This window comes from Pararhizobium sp. IMCC21322 (genome assembly GCF_030758295.1).
GTDB lineage: Bacteria > Pseudomonadota > Alphaproteobacteria > Rhizobiales.
Window position 1 is genome coordinate 3,901,754 of sequence record NZ_CP132335.1, and the last position, 14,170, is coordinate 3,915,923.

Consider the following 14,170-nt stretch of genomic DNA (forward strand, 5'->3'; position numbering starts at 1 on the left):
AATTATCTATTTGGCACGATTTTCGCTTAAGAAAAGGTGAACATGTGCTTGGGGGTAACAAATGGAAAACGCAGAACTCATCGGTCTGTCACGGCAAACTGCCCTGAGACGACAAATGGATGTTGTCGCCAATAATCTGGCGAATATCAGCACCAGCGGGTACAAGGCCGAGCGCTCCCTGTTCTCCGAATACATCATGCCGGTGGCCGAAGCGACCAGCTTCGGTATGGGAGATCGTGATCTGTCATATGTCTGGGATCGCGGGACAATGACTGACTTTGCATCCGGTTCTGTCAAACTCACCGGAAATCCGTTGGATGTTGCGCTGTCTGAAGATGCATTCTTCGTGATCGAAACCGAAGCTGGCCTGCGATACACGCGCAACGGAGCATTCCAGATCAACCCGGAAGGGTTTCTCACCAACAGTGAGGGCATGCCCGTCCAGGGTGAAGGCGGCCCCATCACCTTTAACAATGACGAAACTGATATCAGCATCGCAGCAGATGGAACGATCTCCTCCAGCGCGGGTGTGAAAGACAAGCTGCAGGCTGTCACATTTGACTCCCCTCAATTGCTGTCACGTGAAGGCAACAGCCTGTTCGCTGGTGAAGGCGCAAATCCCGCTCAGGCAGCATTCACGCAAGGGGCGCTTGAGGGTTCCAACATCAAGGGTGTGACCGAAATCACCGAGATGATCCAGGTCAGCCGTGCCTACCAGTCACTCGCCAACATGTTGAAACGGATTGATGACCTGCGTCAGGGCGCAGTTCAAAAGCTTGGCAGCGTTCAAGCATAAAATGATGATCTCAGGCACAAACGGTACGGTTTAGGAAAGAGTTATGAAAGCCCTCAGCATCGCAGCCACAGGAATGTTGGCCCAGGAATTGAACGTAGAAGTCATTTCCAACAACATTGCTAATATGCGCACGACCGGCTTCAAACGCAGCCGCGCCGAATTTCAGGACTTGCTATACCAGAACCTGCGTCGCCCTGGCTCCAGCACATCCGACGCTGGAACCATGGTTCCAGCGGGCGTGGAAATTGGGTCTGGTGTCAAGACCACAGCCACTCCGCGTATCATGTCTCAAGGCAGTGTCCAGGCCACCGAGCGCGAATTGGATGTTGCCATTCGTGGCGAAGGTTTTTTTACAATTACGCTTCCTGACGGTCGGACTGCCTATACCCGAGACGGTTCTTTTGAGCGGGATGCGACGGGCACCATCGTCAATGTGAATGGTTACACGGTGGGAAGTGGCATCGTCATTCCGGAAAACTCACGCGGGGTAACAATTAATTCGCAAGGTGAAGTACAGGCGTTTTTAGACAATGACGTTTCGGCAACAACGCTCGGCACAATTCAGTTGGTCAATTTCACCAATAAGGTCGGATTGGAAGCGATTGGCGACAATCTGTATTTGGAAACGGATGCCAGCGGAACAGCTCAACTTGGAAATCCGGAAGACCCCGGATACGGGAATTTGATTCAGGCGCATCTGGAAATGGCAAATGTGAACGCCGTCACCCAGATATCGGACCTCATTGCCGCTCAGCGTGCCTATGAAATGAATTCACGGGTTATCAAAGCCGCTGATGAAATGCTCTCTTCCACCGCAAACTTGCGCTAGGTTCGACATGAAAATTATCTACTGCCTCCTCAGTCTCCTTGCCGCCACCCTCGCCTCACTTGTGTCAATCAGTGTCGTGCGTGCAGAGAGCATCGCCGTTCTGAAGCCCGTCGTGACTGTTGCCTCGGAAATCGTGACATTGGGCGATCTGTTTCACGATGCTGGTCTGTATTCTGAAACCGCCGTTTTTCGGGCGCCGGATCTTGGTAAGAGCGGGACGGTGGATACCCACACAGTGACGATGGCAGCTGCCCGCGCCGGTTTGTCTGATGTGGATGTTGCAGGTATTCAGGAGGTTGAGGTTCGGCGCGAGGCGCGCATGATCACCTCGCAGGATATCAGCGTCATCCTTCAACTGGAAATCGCAAGGCGGCTCAACATCGCAAACTGGGAAGACATTTCCATGCGGTTTTCAGACGCAATCTGGTCCGTCCCCGCTGATGCCTTGTCAGCAGAGCCTGTCAGCATTGTATCCCTCAATCTGAGCAGCCCGCTAACCAGCCAGAACGGCCTCAGCCGGTTTGAAGTGCTTCTGAGCATTGATCAGGGCAACCGCCAGCAGAAACACCGGCTGCGCGGAACCGCATTGCCTATGAGTGAAGTCACCGTACTCACCCGTCCCATTGCCCGTGGTGAAGTCATTCGCCGCGGTGATCTGGAAACCCAGCGCGTGCCACGATCCCGCGCCCAGCGCATGGAGCCAGCTTTCCCTGACAATCTGATCGGCTTTGAAGCGCGCCGCGCCATGCGCCCTGGCGTTCCGATTTCCGCAAATGATGTGCGCCCTCCAACTCTGGTGGCCCGCAATGATCGGGTCGTCATCGAATTGCGCACCGGTCGCCTTGCAATTTCTGCCGATGGCCGGGCGATGGAAGCCGGTGCCGAAGGTGACACAATCAGCGTGATCAATTCCCATTCCAAACGCGTGATCGATGCCAAGGTGATTGGCCGTGGCCGCGTTGAACTGAAGCTCCGTAAACCAACAAATCTTGCAAATCTGAGAGAGGTCGCCCAATGACCCGTATTTTTCGAAACCTGGCGACGCTCGCCCTTGTCTCCACAGCCCTTGCGGCCTGCGGCACTGCGGATAGACTGGCACAAATCGGCCAGGAACCGCCATTGTCAGCCATTCAGGATCCAACAACGCAAATCGGCTATCAGCCGGTTCAAATGCCGATGCCAACGCCGACATTGGCCCAATACAGCCCCAATTCATTGTGGCAGTCAGGGCGCAGAACCTTCTTTGATGATCAGCGCGCCGGACAAATTGGCGACCTGGTTACAGTGCTGGTCAGCATTACGGATACGGCGGCTATCGCCAACAGCACCGAACGCGCACGCAATGGCAGCCAGTCGATGGGTGCATCAGGCGCTGTAGGAAGTCTGTTGAATAAAGTGTTGCCAAGCGGTTCGGAGGCTTCAGCCGCCATCGATCTGTCCGGCACTGGAAGTTCCAGCGGCAGCGGCACCGTGAACCGGTCTGAAACCCTGAGCACGCGCGTTTCTGCGGTTGTAACCCAGGTACTGCCAAACGGGAATCTGGTGATTGAGGGCAGACAGGAAGTTCGCGTCAATTTCGAAGTTCGCGAGCTTATAGTGGCCGGTGTTGTAAGGCCGCAGGATATCGCAGCGAACAACACCATACCATCAGAGAAAATCGCCGAAGCGCGCATTTCATATGGTGGCCGAGGTCAAATTACAGATGTTCAACAGCCTCGCTACGGCCAGCAGGTGCTGGACATCGTTCTTCCATTCTAGCAATAAAAGGGCGCTCTCACACAGGAGAGCGCCCTTTTATAACTGTTCTGGAAAAACAACCGGGTTAATCGTCGCGATAAACACGTTCCCGACGCTCATGGCGTTCCTGTGCCTCAACGGACATAGTTGCAATGGGACGGGCATCCAGCCGCTTCAGAGAAATACGTTCGCCGGTTTCTTCGCAATATCCATAACTGCCATCTTCGATACGCGCGAGAGCGGCATCAATTTTGGAAATCAGCTTTCGTTGACGATCACGGGCACGCAGTTCAACGGCACGATCAGTTTCCGAAGAGGCGCGATCCGCCAAATCCGGGTGGTTTGAATTTTCCTGCTGGAGAGTATCCAACGTTAACTGGCTTTCACGAAGAATATCTTCTTTCCAGTCATTCAACCTACGTTTGAAATACGCCTTTTGGCGGTCATTCATGAAGGGTTCGTCCTCAGATGGACGATAATCAATATCAGCAACTGCAGACATTCGCTTGACCTTAATTCTAGCCCCGATTGGCCGGACTATACCTATAGGTCTTTTCGGAAACAACAGGATTGACGATTACATTAACTTTAAGTTTTCACTTGTCTTAAGCCGCTGTTATTGAACGATAATTTCCAACATAAATCAAAAATTATACAACTTAAAGTCCACGTTTTGCCAATTCAACACGCACGCGTAGATCGATTTCACGCAGAATCGGATCAAGGCGATCATCGCCAGTCTTTTGTAAGTCGGGCAGTCGCTCTTTCAACTCCACAAGGCGTTCTGCAATGTCATCGCCGCCCAAAAGCGCTGCTTGCAGCTGTGACAGATCCTTCAACAGGGAATGCCCTTTTGCCGTCGCCCTACGCTCAACTGTATCCATGTCGGATGATTGGAGCGAGAGCAAAGCTCCCAGCGAGACGCCCTGTTGCGCAGCCGTGCCACCAACATCTCTGGCAGAACTGGCATCGCTTGTGTCACCAATTGAGAAGGACAAGCCACTGCTTTTGGTTTTGGCGCGCATCGGGGCGGAACCGGGTATGAGCCCATAAGCGTCAATGCGCATCGCAAATCCTAATGTTAGCAAGTTGTTAAGTATTTTTAACGATTATCCTTAACCAAGAGTTAAAGTTATTCATTGGATCGCATTTATGGCCCAAAACTGGAAAATGAGGCACAGATACTGCTCTCAAGCCATGCCGTCTTCCGGTCTGTGGCTGCGCATAGTCCTGTCCGTTGCGATGCTCAGCATCGGGATGACGCTTTTGATAGGCTCGGCTGGCGCTGTCTCGCGAATCAAGGATATTGCCGATTTCGAAGGCGTTCGCGAGAACCAGATGATCGGATATGGTCTGGTTGTCGGTCTGAATGGGACCGGAGATTCGTTAAATAACTCGCCTTTCACACGTCAAAGCCTTCAATCCATGTTGGAACGGATGGGCGTCAATACTGTTGCCGAGGAGCTTCGGACAGCAAATGTAGCGGCCGTTATGGTGACGGCAAACCTACCTTCGTTTGCAACGCCGGGCACGCGAATTGACGTCAATGTCAGCGCGCTTGGTGATTCGGCAAGTCTGCAGGGCGGAACACTCCTCGTGACCCCCATGATGGGTGCCGACGGGCAGACATACGCAATAGCCCAGGGGTCTTTGGCCATTGGTGGTTTCGCTGTGCAAGGCGATGCAGCGTCTTTGACACGCGGTGTACCAACATCAGCACGCATTTCAAACGGGGCGCTGGTGGAGCGTGAAGTCGGCTTTGAACTGGCAACACTTGAGACGCTGCGCATTGCTCTCAGAAACCCGGACTTTACCACTGCGCGACGTGTCGCTCTGGCCATCAATGATCTCATGGGGGAGCCTATTGCTGAACCCAAAGATCCGGCCACCGTTCAGCTGTATCTGCCCAAAACATTCAACGGTAATATTGTGGACCTGATTACCGACATCGAACAATTGCTCATTGAACCGGACTTGCCCGCCAAGGTCGTCATTGATGAAGACACTGGCGTCATTGTCATGGGGCGTGAGGTGCAAATTTCAACGGTTGCGGTGGCCCAGGGAAACCTGACGGTCATGGTCAGCGAATTTGCTGATGTATCACAGCCTGCGCCTTTCAGCGACGGACAAACCACGGTCATTCCGAACACAGAAATAACTGCTAACGAGGAAATAGAAGCTCAATTGGCCGTGATCAGCTCCGGTGTTTCCCTGCAGGAACTCGTGGACGGCCTGAACATGCTGGGCATCGGCCCAAGAGATATGATCTCAATTTTGCAGGCTATCAAAGCAGCAGGCGCCCTACAGGCAGAAATCGAGGTCATGTAATGGATAGTATTACTCCAACGGCTGCCCAACAGCCTCGCATTCAGACCCTTCCAGTGCCCAACAACCCAATGCGGGAAAAAGCGCAAGAGTTTGAGGCTGTCTTTTTGAATGTCATGCTGGCTTCAGCATTTGAAGGGCTGGGCGAGGACGATGAATTCTCCAGCCAGGCATCTGATACATGGCGCAGCATGCAAGTGGAGCAATTTGCCAAAGCGATTTCGGAAAGCGGCGGCATCGGCATCGCTGATCAGATTTACGCTGAACTACTGCAAATTCAGGAGCAGGCAGAGCAATGACGCCCCCCAACAATTGCGACATGACAGCTTTGATCAGTAAGCTCAGCGCTGTGCTGGATCAGGAAACCAAATTGGTAAACTCTGGAGACTTTGACGCCTCATTTGCCCTGCAGGCGGAGAAAAACCAGTTGATTGCGGACTTCCAGTCTCAGGTCGGCCAGTTGGACAAAGGAACCAAATCCGGGTTGGCCGACGCATTTAAAGACCTGAACCGCCTGCTGAGCGCCAACATGTCGGCACTAGGGATGGCACGTGATATAAGCACTGGCATCATCAAACGCGTTGCGGATGTGGTGAACGGTCCACGCGCAACCAACTCCTATGGTTCAAACGCTATGAAGCCAACAGGGCCATTGCCAGCCAGACGCGGCATTGCGGTCGACAAAGGCTTCTAGGGTCCGAATCCAGATCAAAGATTCTGATTCCTTTAGTGATGCCTGCAAAAACCGTTAAAGTTTTAAGAACATTCACGACTAAATCCTAAAACTCCCTGTGTAAGTTCACCAATGGCGGAGTGTCAGAAGCGCTCCCGTGCCATTGGAAGAAACCAACCCATGGAGGGTCCAATCATGGACATCTCATCAAGTATAGTCGGCGCACCGCCTCCCCTTGCGGTGACAACACCTGCCAAGGCTCCCGCGCGTGAAAGTGTGCCTCCGGTCGAAACAGAAACCTCACGACCCAAAAGTGTTCCGGCAGAAACGGCCGCTGACAAAGCAGGCGAGCGCCGGGATGACAAGACGGCGGCCAAGGCCGACAGAGATTCAATCGGTCAGGAAAAAAGTTTCAATTCGGAAGCAAACAGGCCGCAAGTCGATCGCTTGTTTGAAGTGGAACCGGAGACGGAGACCCTGGTCTATAAAGCCGTCGATCCCGATGATGGAGATGTTGTCCGTCAGGTGCCTGAGGATATCATCCTGAAACTGCGGGCCGCCTATAACGGTAGCCAACAGTCGCAGAATCCAGAAGATATAGCAGCGAAATTGTCCGCGCCGTTTGATCGCATCGCATAATTCCAATGCTTTAAGCTCTCGCAGGCGCTCTAAGACTGGGCCTGCAGGGCTGAGAGCAATTCATGCAATGTGGCGATTGTAGACTGATCAGCAATTCCATCTACCAATTCAGGCCGAAAATGGCGCTGAAAAGCGCGAACGACTGCGCATGTCAATTCACAAAAGCGCCCAGTTTGCGGACAGCCATACCCATAAAGCTGAAACATCGCCTGCAAAGCAGCGACTGGCTCACCTTGGTCTCCCAGCTGAAAAAAGCGTCCGTCTCCCAGAGGTTTAGGCGCTGAGAAATGGCCGATTCCATTCTCGGCAAAATAGGGCCATGGAAAAAACTCGCCCGGATCCTCCTTGCGATCAGGCGCAATATCTGAATGCGCAAGCACGTGTTCGGGACGTATGTTGTGCCGAGGGATAATTTCCTGGCAAAGACCTTTTACCGCCTCAATCTGAACATCCGGGAAGGCGTGATACCCGTAATTGTGGCCTGGATTGGCAATTTCGATACCAATTGAACACGAATTGATATCAGTTATCCCCTGCCAGCTTGCAACCCCGGCGTGCCACGCACGCTGCCATTCCGAAACCAGCTGAAGGATCTGGCCATCCTGATGAACGTAATAGTGGCAGGAAACCTGAGACGTCGGGTTTTGCAGCCATGACAGGGCCTGATCATCGTCCGGCATTCCGGTATAATGCAAAATCAGCAAATCGGCTTGTTGACCGTCCGGCCTTGGCCCGAAATTTGGCGAAGGAGCAAGCGTCGCAGATGCATATTCGGGTATGGAAAGCATCGGATCGGTCACGAGCTTCTCATCCGGCCAATCTGCTCCCATGCCAGATTGATAGCAGCCATTCTGTCATTTGCGATTGCAATGAATTCCGGCGGCACACCTCTGGCAATCATTCGATCAGGATGGCATTCAGAAACCTTGGTGCGATAGGCCTTCTTGATGTCCTGAAGATCCATGTCTGGAGACACACCAAGCACCTGGTACGGATCTGCTTTTCCCAAATCAACATGACGCAGTTCAATGGCTTCATAGGCAGAACTGTCAAAACCGAATATTTCGGCAACGTGCTGCAAAAAGGCGCGCTCCCCCTCATGCAACACACCATCGGCCTTGGCGATGTGAAACAGACCATCCATAATGTCTTCAAGGGTTTGCAGATCTTCATCATACAAGCGGGCGATGCGTGCAGCATATGCTTCAAAGCCTGCAGTATCTTGTTTAGCAAGGTCAAACAGCCGCGCAACATTCGTCCGCTCCGCCTGAGGGATCTCAAACAGATCGCGGAAGGCATGGATCTCGTCCAGTGTCACAATGCCGTCTGCTTTTGCCATTTTGGCGGACAGAGCTATCATGGCAATAGAAAACGCAGCCTGACGCCGTGCCTTGGGATCAGTCAGCCCTGATATGGCTTTGGTAATGCGGTCAAGAAACGCACCGCCGGCATCGACGCTGCTTTCCACCCACTCTTGCAGTGTTAGAAAAATACCCATACCCACCGTTTAAAGTATTTTTCCCAAAACGAAAACGACCATCCTATGCCCACGCCAATGTCCACCGAAAAAACTGGCCTGGGGCTTTTGCTCGGCCTTGTTGGCGTTGTTGTATTTGGCGGCACACTGCCATTTACCAGCTTGGCAGTCGCGGATATGTCACCCTCCTTTGTGACCTATGGTCGCGCAGTCGTGGCAGCTGGTTGTGCACTGATTCTGCTTTTGATTATGGGGCGCAGGCCATTTGTGAAGGCAGATTTCCTGCCGCTTTTCATCTCGGCCTTGTGCCTGGTCATTGGATTTCCGTTTTTTATGGCCCTTGCGATGACAAATGTGCCAGCCTCTCATGGCGGCATTGTGTTGGGGATTTTGCCAATTACGACAGCGTTGTTCTCTGCAATTTTGAACAAGGAACGGCCAAGTGTCTGGTTCTGGATACTCAGTCTGATTGGATGTGGTCTGGTTATCACCTTCGCCCTGCGCGATGGGCCAGACGGCATTGGGCCGGGAGATGGCTGGCTGCTCGCCGCGGCACTTTTTGCGTCATTTGGCTATGCAATATCCGGCCAATTGTCGCGCAGCATGCCAGGTTGGGAGGTCATTAGCCGTGGGCTGCTTCTGTGCCTGCCACTTTCAATTATTGGCAGTATTCTGAGCTTCCCAGATGCGATAGGCAGCATCTCGACATCAGCCTGGATCGGCTTTGCTTATGTCAGCCTGTTTTCCATGTTCATCGGGTTTGTTTTCTGGAATGCAGGGCTGGCTCTTGGCGGAGTTGCACTTGTGGGGCAAACCCAATTGTTGCAGATATTTGTAACTTTGGTGCTGTCTCAACTTGTGCTTGGAGAAGCTGTCGGACCCGAGGCATGGCTGGTCGCAAGCCTGATTGTCTGCATCATCTTTTTTCTGAAGAAAACGCGCTAATCATCTGAATTGAATCCTGGCTTCTTCCGGACTGAGCGTTGGAAATATCCAACTCAGCGCTACCCCGCGGGCGCTGGAAACCAGCCCGTAAGAATAATGAACATCACAGAGAATACGGCATAACACATCAGCGCATAGACCCCGTTCCAGCGCCAGGTCAGCGTGGTTGGCGGAATATTGGTAACGCTGGAAACCAACAGGGTTGCTGATGCATTTGGTGAGGCTGTCATACTCATGGCCCAACCGGCCCCCAGTGCAAACACAATGAGATTTGGATCTGCTGGCAACACCGGCAATGCGTTGATGATGGCGCTTAGAAACACCACGATCAATATCGGGGACAACGCAATTTGGCCGCCCAGACTGATCAAAACCGGTAGGGCCATCAGGAACAGCCAATCCGGCATGTCCACCCGTTCAAGAGAATGCGCAACCAAGCCCACGGGTGCCAGTTTTGCCGCAGCCTCGCCAATGAAACCCGCCGCCCCCAGCATGAACGCACTTCGGCCCATGCTGATGGAAGAATGGGACAGTATGTTCCAAACAGTTGTGATGGTCGACGTCACAACGCGTTTACCGTGTGCGTTGAACTGTTGCGCAAAAATCCAACCGACCATTAACATTGGCGCAACCAGCATCAAGGCAATTGCTGCGGACACACCGGAGATCAGAAAGACACAAAAGGTCAATCCAATCAGCAGCGCGCAGACGACCCCGAATCGGAGGGCAGATTGAACAGGTAATCCCTGCGTTTGAGCCACCGACGGCAACTGAACATTGCGCCAGCGCAGCCGATCTTCAAATCGGCCGATCAGGATCATGACAATGGCCGCCCCGATGCCGAGAGCAATTGTGGTGGATTGATCAACGGCTGGGAAAGTTGTGAAGAGCACCGCCTGGGTCAACGCAGTGGGAGACCACATGATCATCCAGGAGAAGCCTCTGAGCAGAGCGGAAATCTGCTGTTGCTCGGCGCGTCGAACCGCTTGAGGATCGTCACTGGCTTTTCTGGCGCCCCGCTGAATCAGCGGCGTCAAAAGGCTGACGGCACCGAAATTCAGCAATACACCCATTAGGTGGCCGCCAACCGCCAAGCCATAATAGCGCCGACCACGCGGCTGACGTGTTGTGTATAGACCCAATTCCAGCACTGAGCCGGAACGCTGCGCCGCCTCTTTCAACAAAGTCACCAGATAGATGAACGCACCAAAAAAGGCCGCCCTGTCCAGTGCGAGTAGAATTGCCGGCATATCGTGATTTCGCAGCACCAGCCCGACCGCCAATGCCACGGCGAGCAGTGTCAGCAACCATTCCCGCAGCTTGAAACGGGATACGATGCAAAAGCACAAAGCGAGAAACGCAAAGCGTGCAATCACAAGCCCTGTCGATGAACCCAAGAACTGATGCGCCAGCGTTGACAAGGACAGGACCGCAAGTACGATTGCTGCGATCGCGCTTTTCTCAAGCGTTTCACCATCGATCTCTGGAATTGCTGACGTCATTTTGTCATCCGGCATCGTTTATCAATATCAGCGCAATTCCTGAAACCCTGACCCTAAAAACTTGGCACTCAAAATTTGGCACTCAAAATCTAGTATTGGAATTCTGGCAATGACCAAACTGTTTATGTCTCTCTACCGGCATTCTTTTACGCCGCATGATCGGTTCGAAACGCCAGATTGTCATCAGGCAATCTGGGTGGATAGTGGCAGTGTTGATGTTAGCGGACATGCCGTTTCTGCAGGTGAAGGACATTATGTGGCTCCCAATGACATTATCAGCGCAACCAAATCCAGCAAATTCATCCGTTTGGAAATTGCGGCCTCGGAAAGCAGTTCTGCCGCTCCGGGGCCATCGGAAATGGTGTTGCGCAGTGAACTTATGCTCGACACCGGCCCTGTCTTTCTGCGGCTGGACCAGGTGACCTTTCCGGCCAAGGCCCGCGCTTACCGCCACATTCATCCCGGTCCTGGCATCAGATATCTGATTTCTGGTGCGCTTGAAATCAAATCAGACACACACACTGACATCATGCAGCCCGGTCAGGCCTGGTTTGAGGACGCCAATTCGCCGGTTCAGGCCACTGCACAGGACATGGATACATCGGCTTTTGTCCGTGCCATGGTTCTGCCGCTAGCCTATGAGGGCAAACCTACGATCAAGCGGCTGAATGCGGACGATCTGCAGAAACCTGCGCTGCAAACCAATAAGCGTTTTTTTGACCAACGCATTATTCTGTAGCCTACAAAAATCAGTTGGCTCCCTTCTCAACATCAGACAAATAGGATCGCGTCCAGTCAGGATCGATTGAAACAGGTTCTGAGGCAAAGCCAGCGCTATGGATCGCGCCGATTGCACAATATTCATCTTTCTCGGACGTATCGCCACTAATGCCCACAGCGCCAATCGTGTAGCCTTCCTCATCTTCAATCAGCACCCCACCCGGCACGGGAATGAATTTTCCGTCAGCGGCTGTTGCCAGAGCACTTTGAAAAGCAATGCGTTGTGACAATCTGTCCCTGATCAGCCGACTGGAAATACCCATGCCCAATGCCCCTGAGGCTTTGCCAAGGGCAATGCCAAAACGCAAAGTTCCAGAGCCATCGTCGCTTTTGCAGGCAATCACCTTGCCACCAACATCCAGCACCACAACTGTGAGCGGATGCATGTCTTTCTCCCTGCCGATAGCAAGGGCTTTGTCGACAATGTGTGCAGCCTTTTCCAGCGGCAGGACGGTTTTCAACTTCATGATCAGCCTCTCATCAAATCTGGCAGCCAGGTCACGATCTCCGGGAAGATCAGCAACAGGGCAATGGTAACAACATCAGCCACGAAAAACAGCGCAATCCCCCTGAACACATCGGTCAATGGGATATCGGGCCGAACCCCATTAACAACGAAACAATTCAATCCAATTGGCGGCGTAATCAGGCAGACTTCTGCCATTTTTACAACGATGATACCGAACCAGATTGAGTCAAACCCAAGCGCAATCACCGCCGGATAAACCACCGGAAGCGTCAGCAGCAGCATGCCGATTGCATCCATGAACATGCCCAGTACGGCATAGGCCAGAAGAATGCAGATCATGATCACCATAGGGGATGCATCCAGTCCGATGATCCACTCGGTAAAGGCTTCCGGAAGACCGGAGAAACCAAGAAAGCGCACAAAGATCAACACGCCCCAGATAAGCGAGAAGATCATGACCGTCAGCTTGGCCGCTTCCATCAGCGCATTTTTCATCGTGTGAATTTTGGTGCCGCGCGCCAGCGCAAGAACAAAAATCACGAAGGCACCCAGCGCCCCGGCCTCGGTTGGCGTGGCCCAGCCATTGTAGATCGCCGACATGATGATGAAGACAACAATGACAATCGGGGAAATACCTGGAAGCGTCATAACACGCTCCTTCCAGGAATAGCCTGATACCGATGGCCCCGCATCAGGTCGGTACAACGCCCAGATGATGATGATTGCAGCATAGACCAGAGCAGACACGGCACCTGGCAGGAAGCCAGCTAGCAATAATTCGCCAACAGATTCTTCCACGATGATTGCGTAAATAATCAAAATAGCGGATGGCGGAATAAGGGACGCAAGCGTGCCACCGGCAGCCACCACACCCGCTGCCAGCCGTTTGTCATAGCCGTATTTCAGCATTTCAGGGATGGCAACACGTGAGAATACTGCAGCTGTCGCGGTTGATGCGCCGGAAACGGCAGCAAAGCCGGCTGTTGCAAAAACGGTTGCAACGGCCAATCCACCAGGTACCCAACCGACCCATTTGCGGGCGGCATCAAACAATTGCTGCGTCATGCCTGCATGGAAGGCAATAAAACCAATGAAAATGAACATCGGCAACACGCTGAGCGCATAGGTGGAGGATTTGGAGTGCGGGATGGTCCCCACAATGCCTGCTGCCGGGCCCCAACCCAGCAATTCCACCAACCCTAAAAGACCGACAATGGCGGCGGCAAACACAACGCGCACGCCAATCACCACAAACAGAAACAGCAGGCCAAGACCAATCAGGCCAACCAGGAACGGGTCGTCAAAACCAATACCGATAATCATTTGTCTGACTTTCCGTCTGTCACATCCAGATCAGAAGTACCGTCGCCCAACACGTCATGAATCTCTTCACGCGCGTGTTCGGCAGCATCCATAATTTTGGCGATTCCAATCGGCTCCAGCTCCGGACGCAGGAACAGTCTGAACGATCCAGACAATTGGATCAGAAGGCGCAAAAACCAGAAAGAAAATGCGATGGGCACCAGCAATTTTGACGGCCAGACGTGATATTCGGCGTCAATGGTGGTGTCGCCAAGCTGATAGGCACGCAGGAAATGACCCCAGCTGTACCAAATCAGGACGCCGATGATGCCGAGGGCTGCCAGCGTTCCCAGAATTTCAGCAAACCAAAGGGCCCTTCCCTGCAGCTTGCCAATCAGCAACTCCATGCGGATGTGAGCGCCAAGCCGCTGACAATAGGCCGCGCCCAGAAACGCCATGCTGGCCATCGACAACTCAACGAGATCGATATAGCCCGCAATTGGCGAATTGAGCACTGAGCGTAGAAATATCTGGGCAGTGCCAAGCAGCATCAGCATGAGAATTGCAAAGGCCGCTATCAGGTTCAATGAATCTTCAAAGGGGGACAATTTGCGATCTGCGGTCGCAATTGCGATACCGGCGCTGTCCGAGGGCGTGGCGGGGGAAACGGTCACGTGCCACCTCTATGTCTGGGTT

The 14,170-nt window shown here is 53.0% G+C and carries 18 protein-coding genes; 10 read left to right on the plus strand and 8 right to left on the minus strand.

All coding sequences use genetic code 11. The features are described from left to right. Positions 1-61: 61 nt before the first annotated feature. The 4 genes from flgF to flgH are packed head-to-tail and all read left to right on the plus strand — an operon-like array spanning position 62 to position 3,383. Positions 62-796, plus strand: coding sequence for a flagellar basal-body rod protein FlgF (gene flgF / locus RAL91_RS18425; protein ID WP_306257713.1), 735 nt, complete (start codon positions 62-64; stop codon positions 794-796). Positions 797-839: 43 nt separating this feature from the next. Next, positions 840-1,625: a flagellar basal-body rod protein FlgG gene (flgG, locus tag RAL91_RS18430; protein WP_306257714.1), complete on the plus strand. Its 786-nt coding sequence runs from the start codon at positions 840-842 to the stop codon at positions 1,623-1,625. 7 nt (positions 1,626-1,632) lie between these two features. Further along, a complete protein-coding gene (gene flgA, locus RAL91_RS18435) occupies positions 1,633-2,643 on the plus strand; it encodes a flagellar basal body P-ring formation chaperone FlgA (RefSeq protein WP_306257715.1) in 1,011 nt (336 codons plus the stop codon). Continuing rightward, a complete protein-coding gene (gene flgH / locus RAL91_RS18440) occupies positions 2,640-3,383 on the plus strand; it encodes a flagellar basal body L-ring protein FlgH (RefSeq protein ID WP_306257716.1) in 744 nt (247 codons plus the stop codon). Before flgA ends, flgH begins: the two co-directional genes overlap by 4 nt. Before the next feature lie 64 nt (positions 3,384-3,447). On the opposite strand, the gene dksA is transcribed toward flgH, so the two are convergent. Then, a complete protein-coding gene (dksA, locus tag RAL91_RS18445) occupies positions 3,448-3,864 on the minus strand; it encodes an RNA polymerase-binding protein DksA (protein WP_306257717.1) in 417 nt (138 codons plus the stop codon). 157 nt (positions 3,865-4,021) lie between these two features. Beyond that, entirely contained in the window at positions 4,022-4,429 is a 408-nt protein-coding gene (locus tag RAL91_RS18450; protein WP_306257718.1) for a flagellar assembly protein FliX, read from the minus strand. A 175-nt stretch (positions 4,430-4,604) separates the two neighbouring features. On the opposite strand from RAL91_RS18450, the gene RAL91_RS18455 reads away from it, so the two are divergent. From RAL91_RS18455 to RAL91_RS18470, 4 genes are all read left to right on the plus strand, one after another. Continuing rightward, entirely contained in the window at positions 4,605-5,690 is a 1,086-nt protein-coding gene (locus RAL91_RS18455) for a flagellar basal body P-ring protein FlgI (protein ID WP_371932556.1), read from the plus strand. Beyond that, on the plus strand, positions 5,690-5,986 hold the full coding sequence (locus RAL91_RS18460; RefSeq protein WP_306257719.1) for a rod-binding protein: 297 nt from the start codon (positions 5,690-5,692) through the stop codon (positions 5,984-5,986). The genes RAL91_RS18455 and RAL91_RS18460 overlap by 1 nt, the downstream gene beginning before the upstream one ends. Next, a complete protein-coding gene (locus tag RAL91_RS18465; protein WP_306257720.1) occupies positions 5,983-6,381 on the plus strand; it encodes a hypothetical protein in 399 nt (132 codons plus the stop codon). Before RAL91_RS18460 ends, RAL91_RS18465 begins: the two co-directional genes overlap by 4 nt. A gap of 174 nt (positions 6,382-6,555) precedes the next feature. Continuing rightward, positions 6,556-6,999: a flagellar protein FlaG gene (locus RAL91_RS18470; RefSeq protein WP_306257721.1), complete on the plus strand. Its 444-nt coding sequence runs from the start codon at positions 6,556-6,558 to the stop codon at positions 6,997-6,999. Between the two features lie 29 nt (positions 7,000-7,028). On the opposite strand, the gene RAL91_RS18475 is transcribed toward RAL91_RS18470, so the two are convergent. Together RAL91_RS18475 and RAL91_RS18480 are read right to left on the minus strand one after the other, a co-directional pair. Then, complete coding sequence (locus tag RAL91_RS18475) at positions 7,029-7,787, minus strand: N-acetylmuramoyl-L-alanine amidase (RefSeq protein WP_306263001.1); 759 nt, start codon at positions 7,785-7,787, stop codon at positions 7,029-7,031. An 8-nt stretch (positions 7,788-7,795) separates the two neighbouring features. Further along, positions 7,796-8,497: a DnaJ family molecular chaperone gene (locus RAL91_RS18480; protein WP_306257722.1), complete on the minus strand. Its 702-nt coding sequence runs from the start codon at positions 8,495-8,497 to the stop codon at positions 7,796-7,798. A gap of 57 nt (positions 8,498-8,554) precedes the next feature. Here RAL91_RS18480 and RAL91_RS18485 point away from each other — a divergent pair, with 57 nt between their 5' ends. After that, the gene (locus tag RAL91_RS18485; RefSeq protein WP_306257723.1) at positions 8,555-9,421 is read left to right on the plus strand and encodes a DMT family transporter; all 867 of its coding nucleotides are present in this window, start codon (positions 8,555-8,557) and stop codon (positions 9,419-9,421) included. Between the two features lie 59 nt (positions 9,422-9,480). Here RAL91_RS18485 and RAL91_RS18490 read toward each other — a convergent pair whose 3' ends face one another. Next, positions 9,481-10,923: a hypothetical protein gene (locus tag RAL91_RS18490; protein ID WP_306257724.1), complete on the minus strand. Its 1,443-nt coding sequence runs from the start codon at positions 10,921-10,923 to the stop codon at positions 9,481-9,483. A gap of 109 nt (positions 10,924-11,032) precedes the next feature. Between RAL91_RS18490 and RAL91_RS18495 the strand changes: the two genes are divergently transcribed. Then, positions 11,033-11,662: a cupin domain-containing protein gene (locus RAL91_RS18495; protein WP_306257725.1), complete on the plus strand. Its 630-nt coding sequence runs from the start codon at positions 11,033-11,035 to the stop codon at positions 11,660-11,662. A 10-nt stretch (positions 11,663-11,672) separates the two neighbouring features. Here RAL91_RS18495 and RAL91_RS18500 read toward each other — a convergent pair whose 3' ends face one another. Genes RAL91_RS18500 through RAL91_RS18510 form a run of 3 tightly spaced genes read right to left on the minus strand, consistent with a single transcriptional unit; the run spans position 11,673 to position 14,148 of the window. Next, entirely contained in the window at positions 11,673-12,170 is a 498-nt protein-coding gene (locus RAL91_RS18500) for a heme-binding protein (protein WP_306257726.1), read from the minus strand. A 2-nt stretch (positions 12,171-12,172) separates the two neighbouring features. Next, positions 12,173-13,495, minus strand: a complete 1,323-nt coding sequence (locus RAL91_RS18505) for a TRAP transporter large permease (RefSeq protein ID WP_306257727.1) — start codon at positions 13,493-13,495, stop codon at positions 12,173-12,175. Next, positions 13,492-14,148: a TRAP transporter small permease gene (locus RAL91_RS18510; RefSeq protein WP_306257728.1), complete on the minus strand. Its 657-nt coding sequence runs from the start codon at positions 14,146-14,148 to the stop codon at positions 13,492-13,494. Before RAL91_RS18510 ends, RAL91_RS18505 begins: the two co-directional genes overlap by 4 nt. Between the last annotated feature and the right edge of the window lie 22 nt (positions 14,149-14,170).

Coding starts and splice junctions, on each gene's coding strand:
- RAL91_RS18495 (WP_306257725.1), top strand. CDS start 11,033: ATGACCAAACTGTTTATGTCTCTCTACCGGCATTCTTTTACGCCGCAT.
- RAL91_RS18485 (WP_306257723.1), top strand. CDS start 8,555: ATGTCCACCGAAAAAACTGGCCTGGGGCTTTTGCTCGGCCTTGTTGGC.
- RAL91_RS18490 (WP_306257724.1), bottom strand. CDS start 10,923: ATGACGTCAGCAATTCCAGAGATCGATGGTGAAACGCTTGAGAAAAGC.
- RAL91_RS18475 (WP_306263001.1), bottom strand. CDS start 7,787: ATGCTTTCCATACCCGAATATGCATCTGCGACGCTTGCTCCTTCGCCA.
- RAL91_RS18470 (WP_306257721.1), top strand. CDS start 6,556: ATGGACATCTCATCAAGTATAGTCGGCGCACCGCCTCCCCTTGCGGTG.
- RAL91_RS18480 (WP_306257722.1), bottom strand. CDS start 8,497: ATGGGTATTTTTCTAACACTGCAAGAGTGGGTGGAAAGCAGCGTCGAT.
- RAL91_RS18455 (WP_371932556.1), top strand. CDS start 4,605: ATGCTCAGCATCGGGATGACGCTTTTGATAGGCTCGGCTGGCGCTGTC.
- flgG (WP_306257714.1), top strand. CDS start 840: ATGAAAGCCCTCAGCATCGCAGCCACAGGAATGTTGGCCCAGGAATTG.
- RAL91_RS18465 (WP_306257720.1), top strand. CDS start 5,983: ATGACGCCCCCCAACAATTGCGACATGACAGCTTTGATCAGTAAGCTC.
- flgF (WP_306257713.1), top strand. CDS start 62: ATGGAAAACGCAGAACTCATCGGTCTGTCACGGCAAACTGCCCTGAGA.
- dksA (WP_306257717.1), bottom strand. CDS start 3,864: ATGTCTGCAGTTGCTGATATTGATTATCGTCCATCTGAGGACGAACCC.
- flgA (WP_306257715.1), top strand. CDS start 1,633: ATGAAAATTATCTACTGCCTCCTCAGTCTCCTTGCCGCCACCCTCGCC.
- RAL91_RS18505 (WP_306257727.1), bottom strand. CDS start 13,495: ATGATTATCGGTATTGGTTTTGACGACCCGTTCCTGGTTGGCCTGATT.
- RAL91_RS18500 (WP_306257726.1), bottom strand. CDS start 12,170: ATGAAGTTGAAAACCGTCCTGCCGCTGGAAAAGGCTGCACACATTGTC.
- RAL91_RS18450 (WP_306257718.1), bottom strand. CDS start 4,429: ATGCGCATTGACGCTTATGGGCTCATACCCGGTTCCGCCCCGATGCGC.
- RAL91_RS18460 (WP_306257719.1), top strand. CDS start 5,690: ATGGATAGTATTACTCCAACGGCTGCCCAACAGCCTCGCATTCAGACC.
- flgH (WP_306257716.1), top strand. CDS start 2,640: ATGACCCGTATTTTTCGAAACCTGGCGACGCTCGCCCTTGTCTCCACA.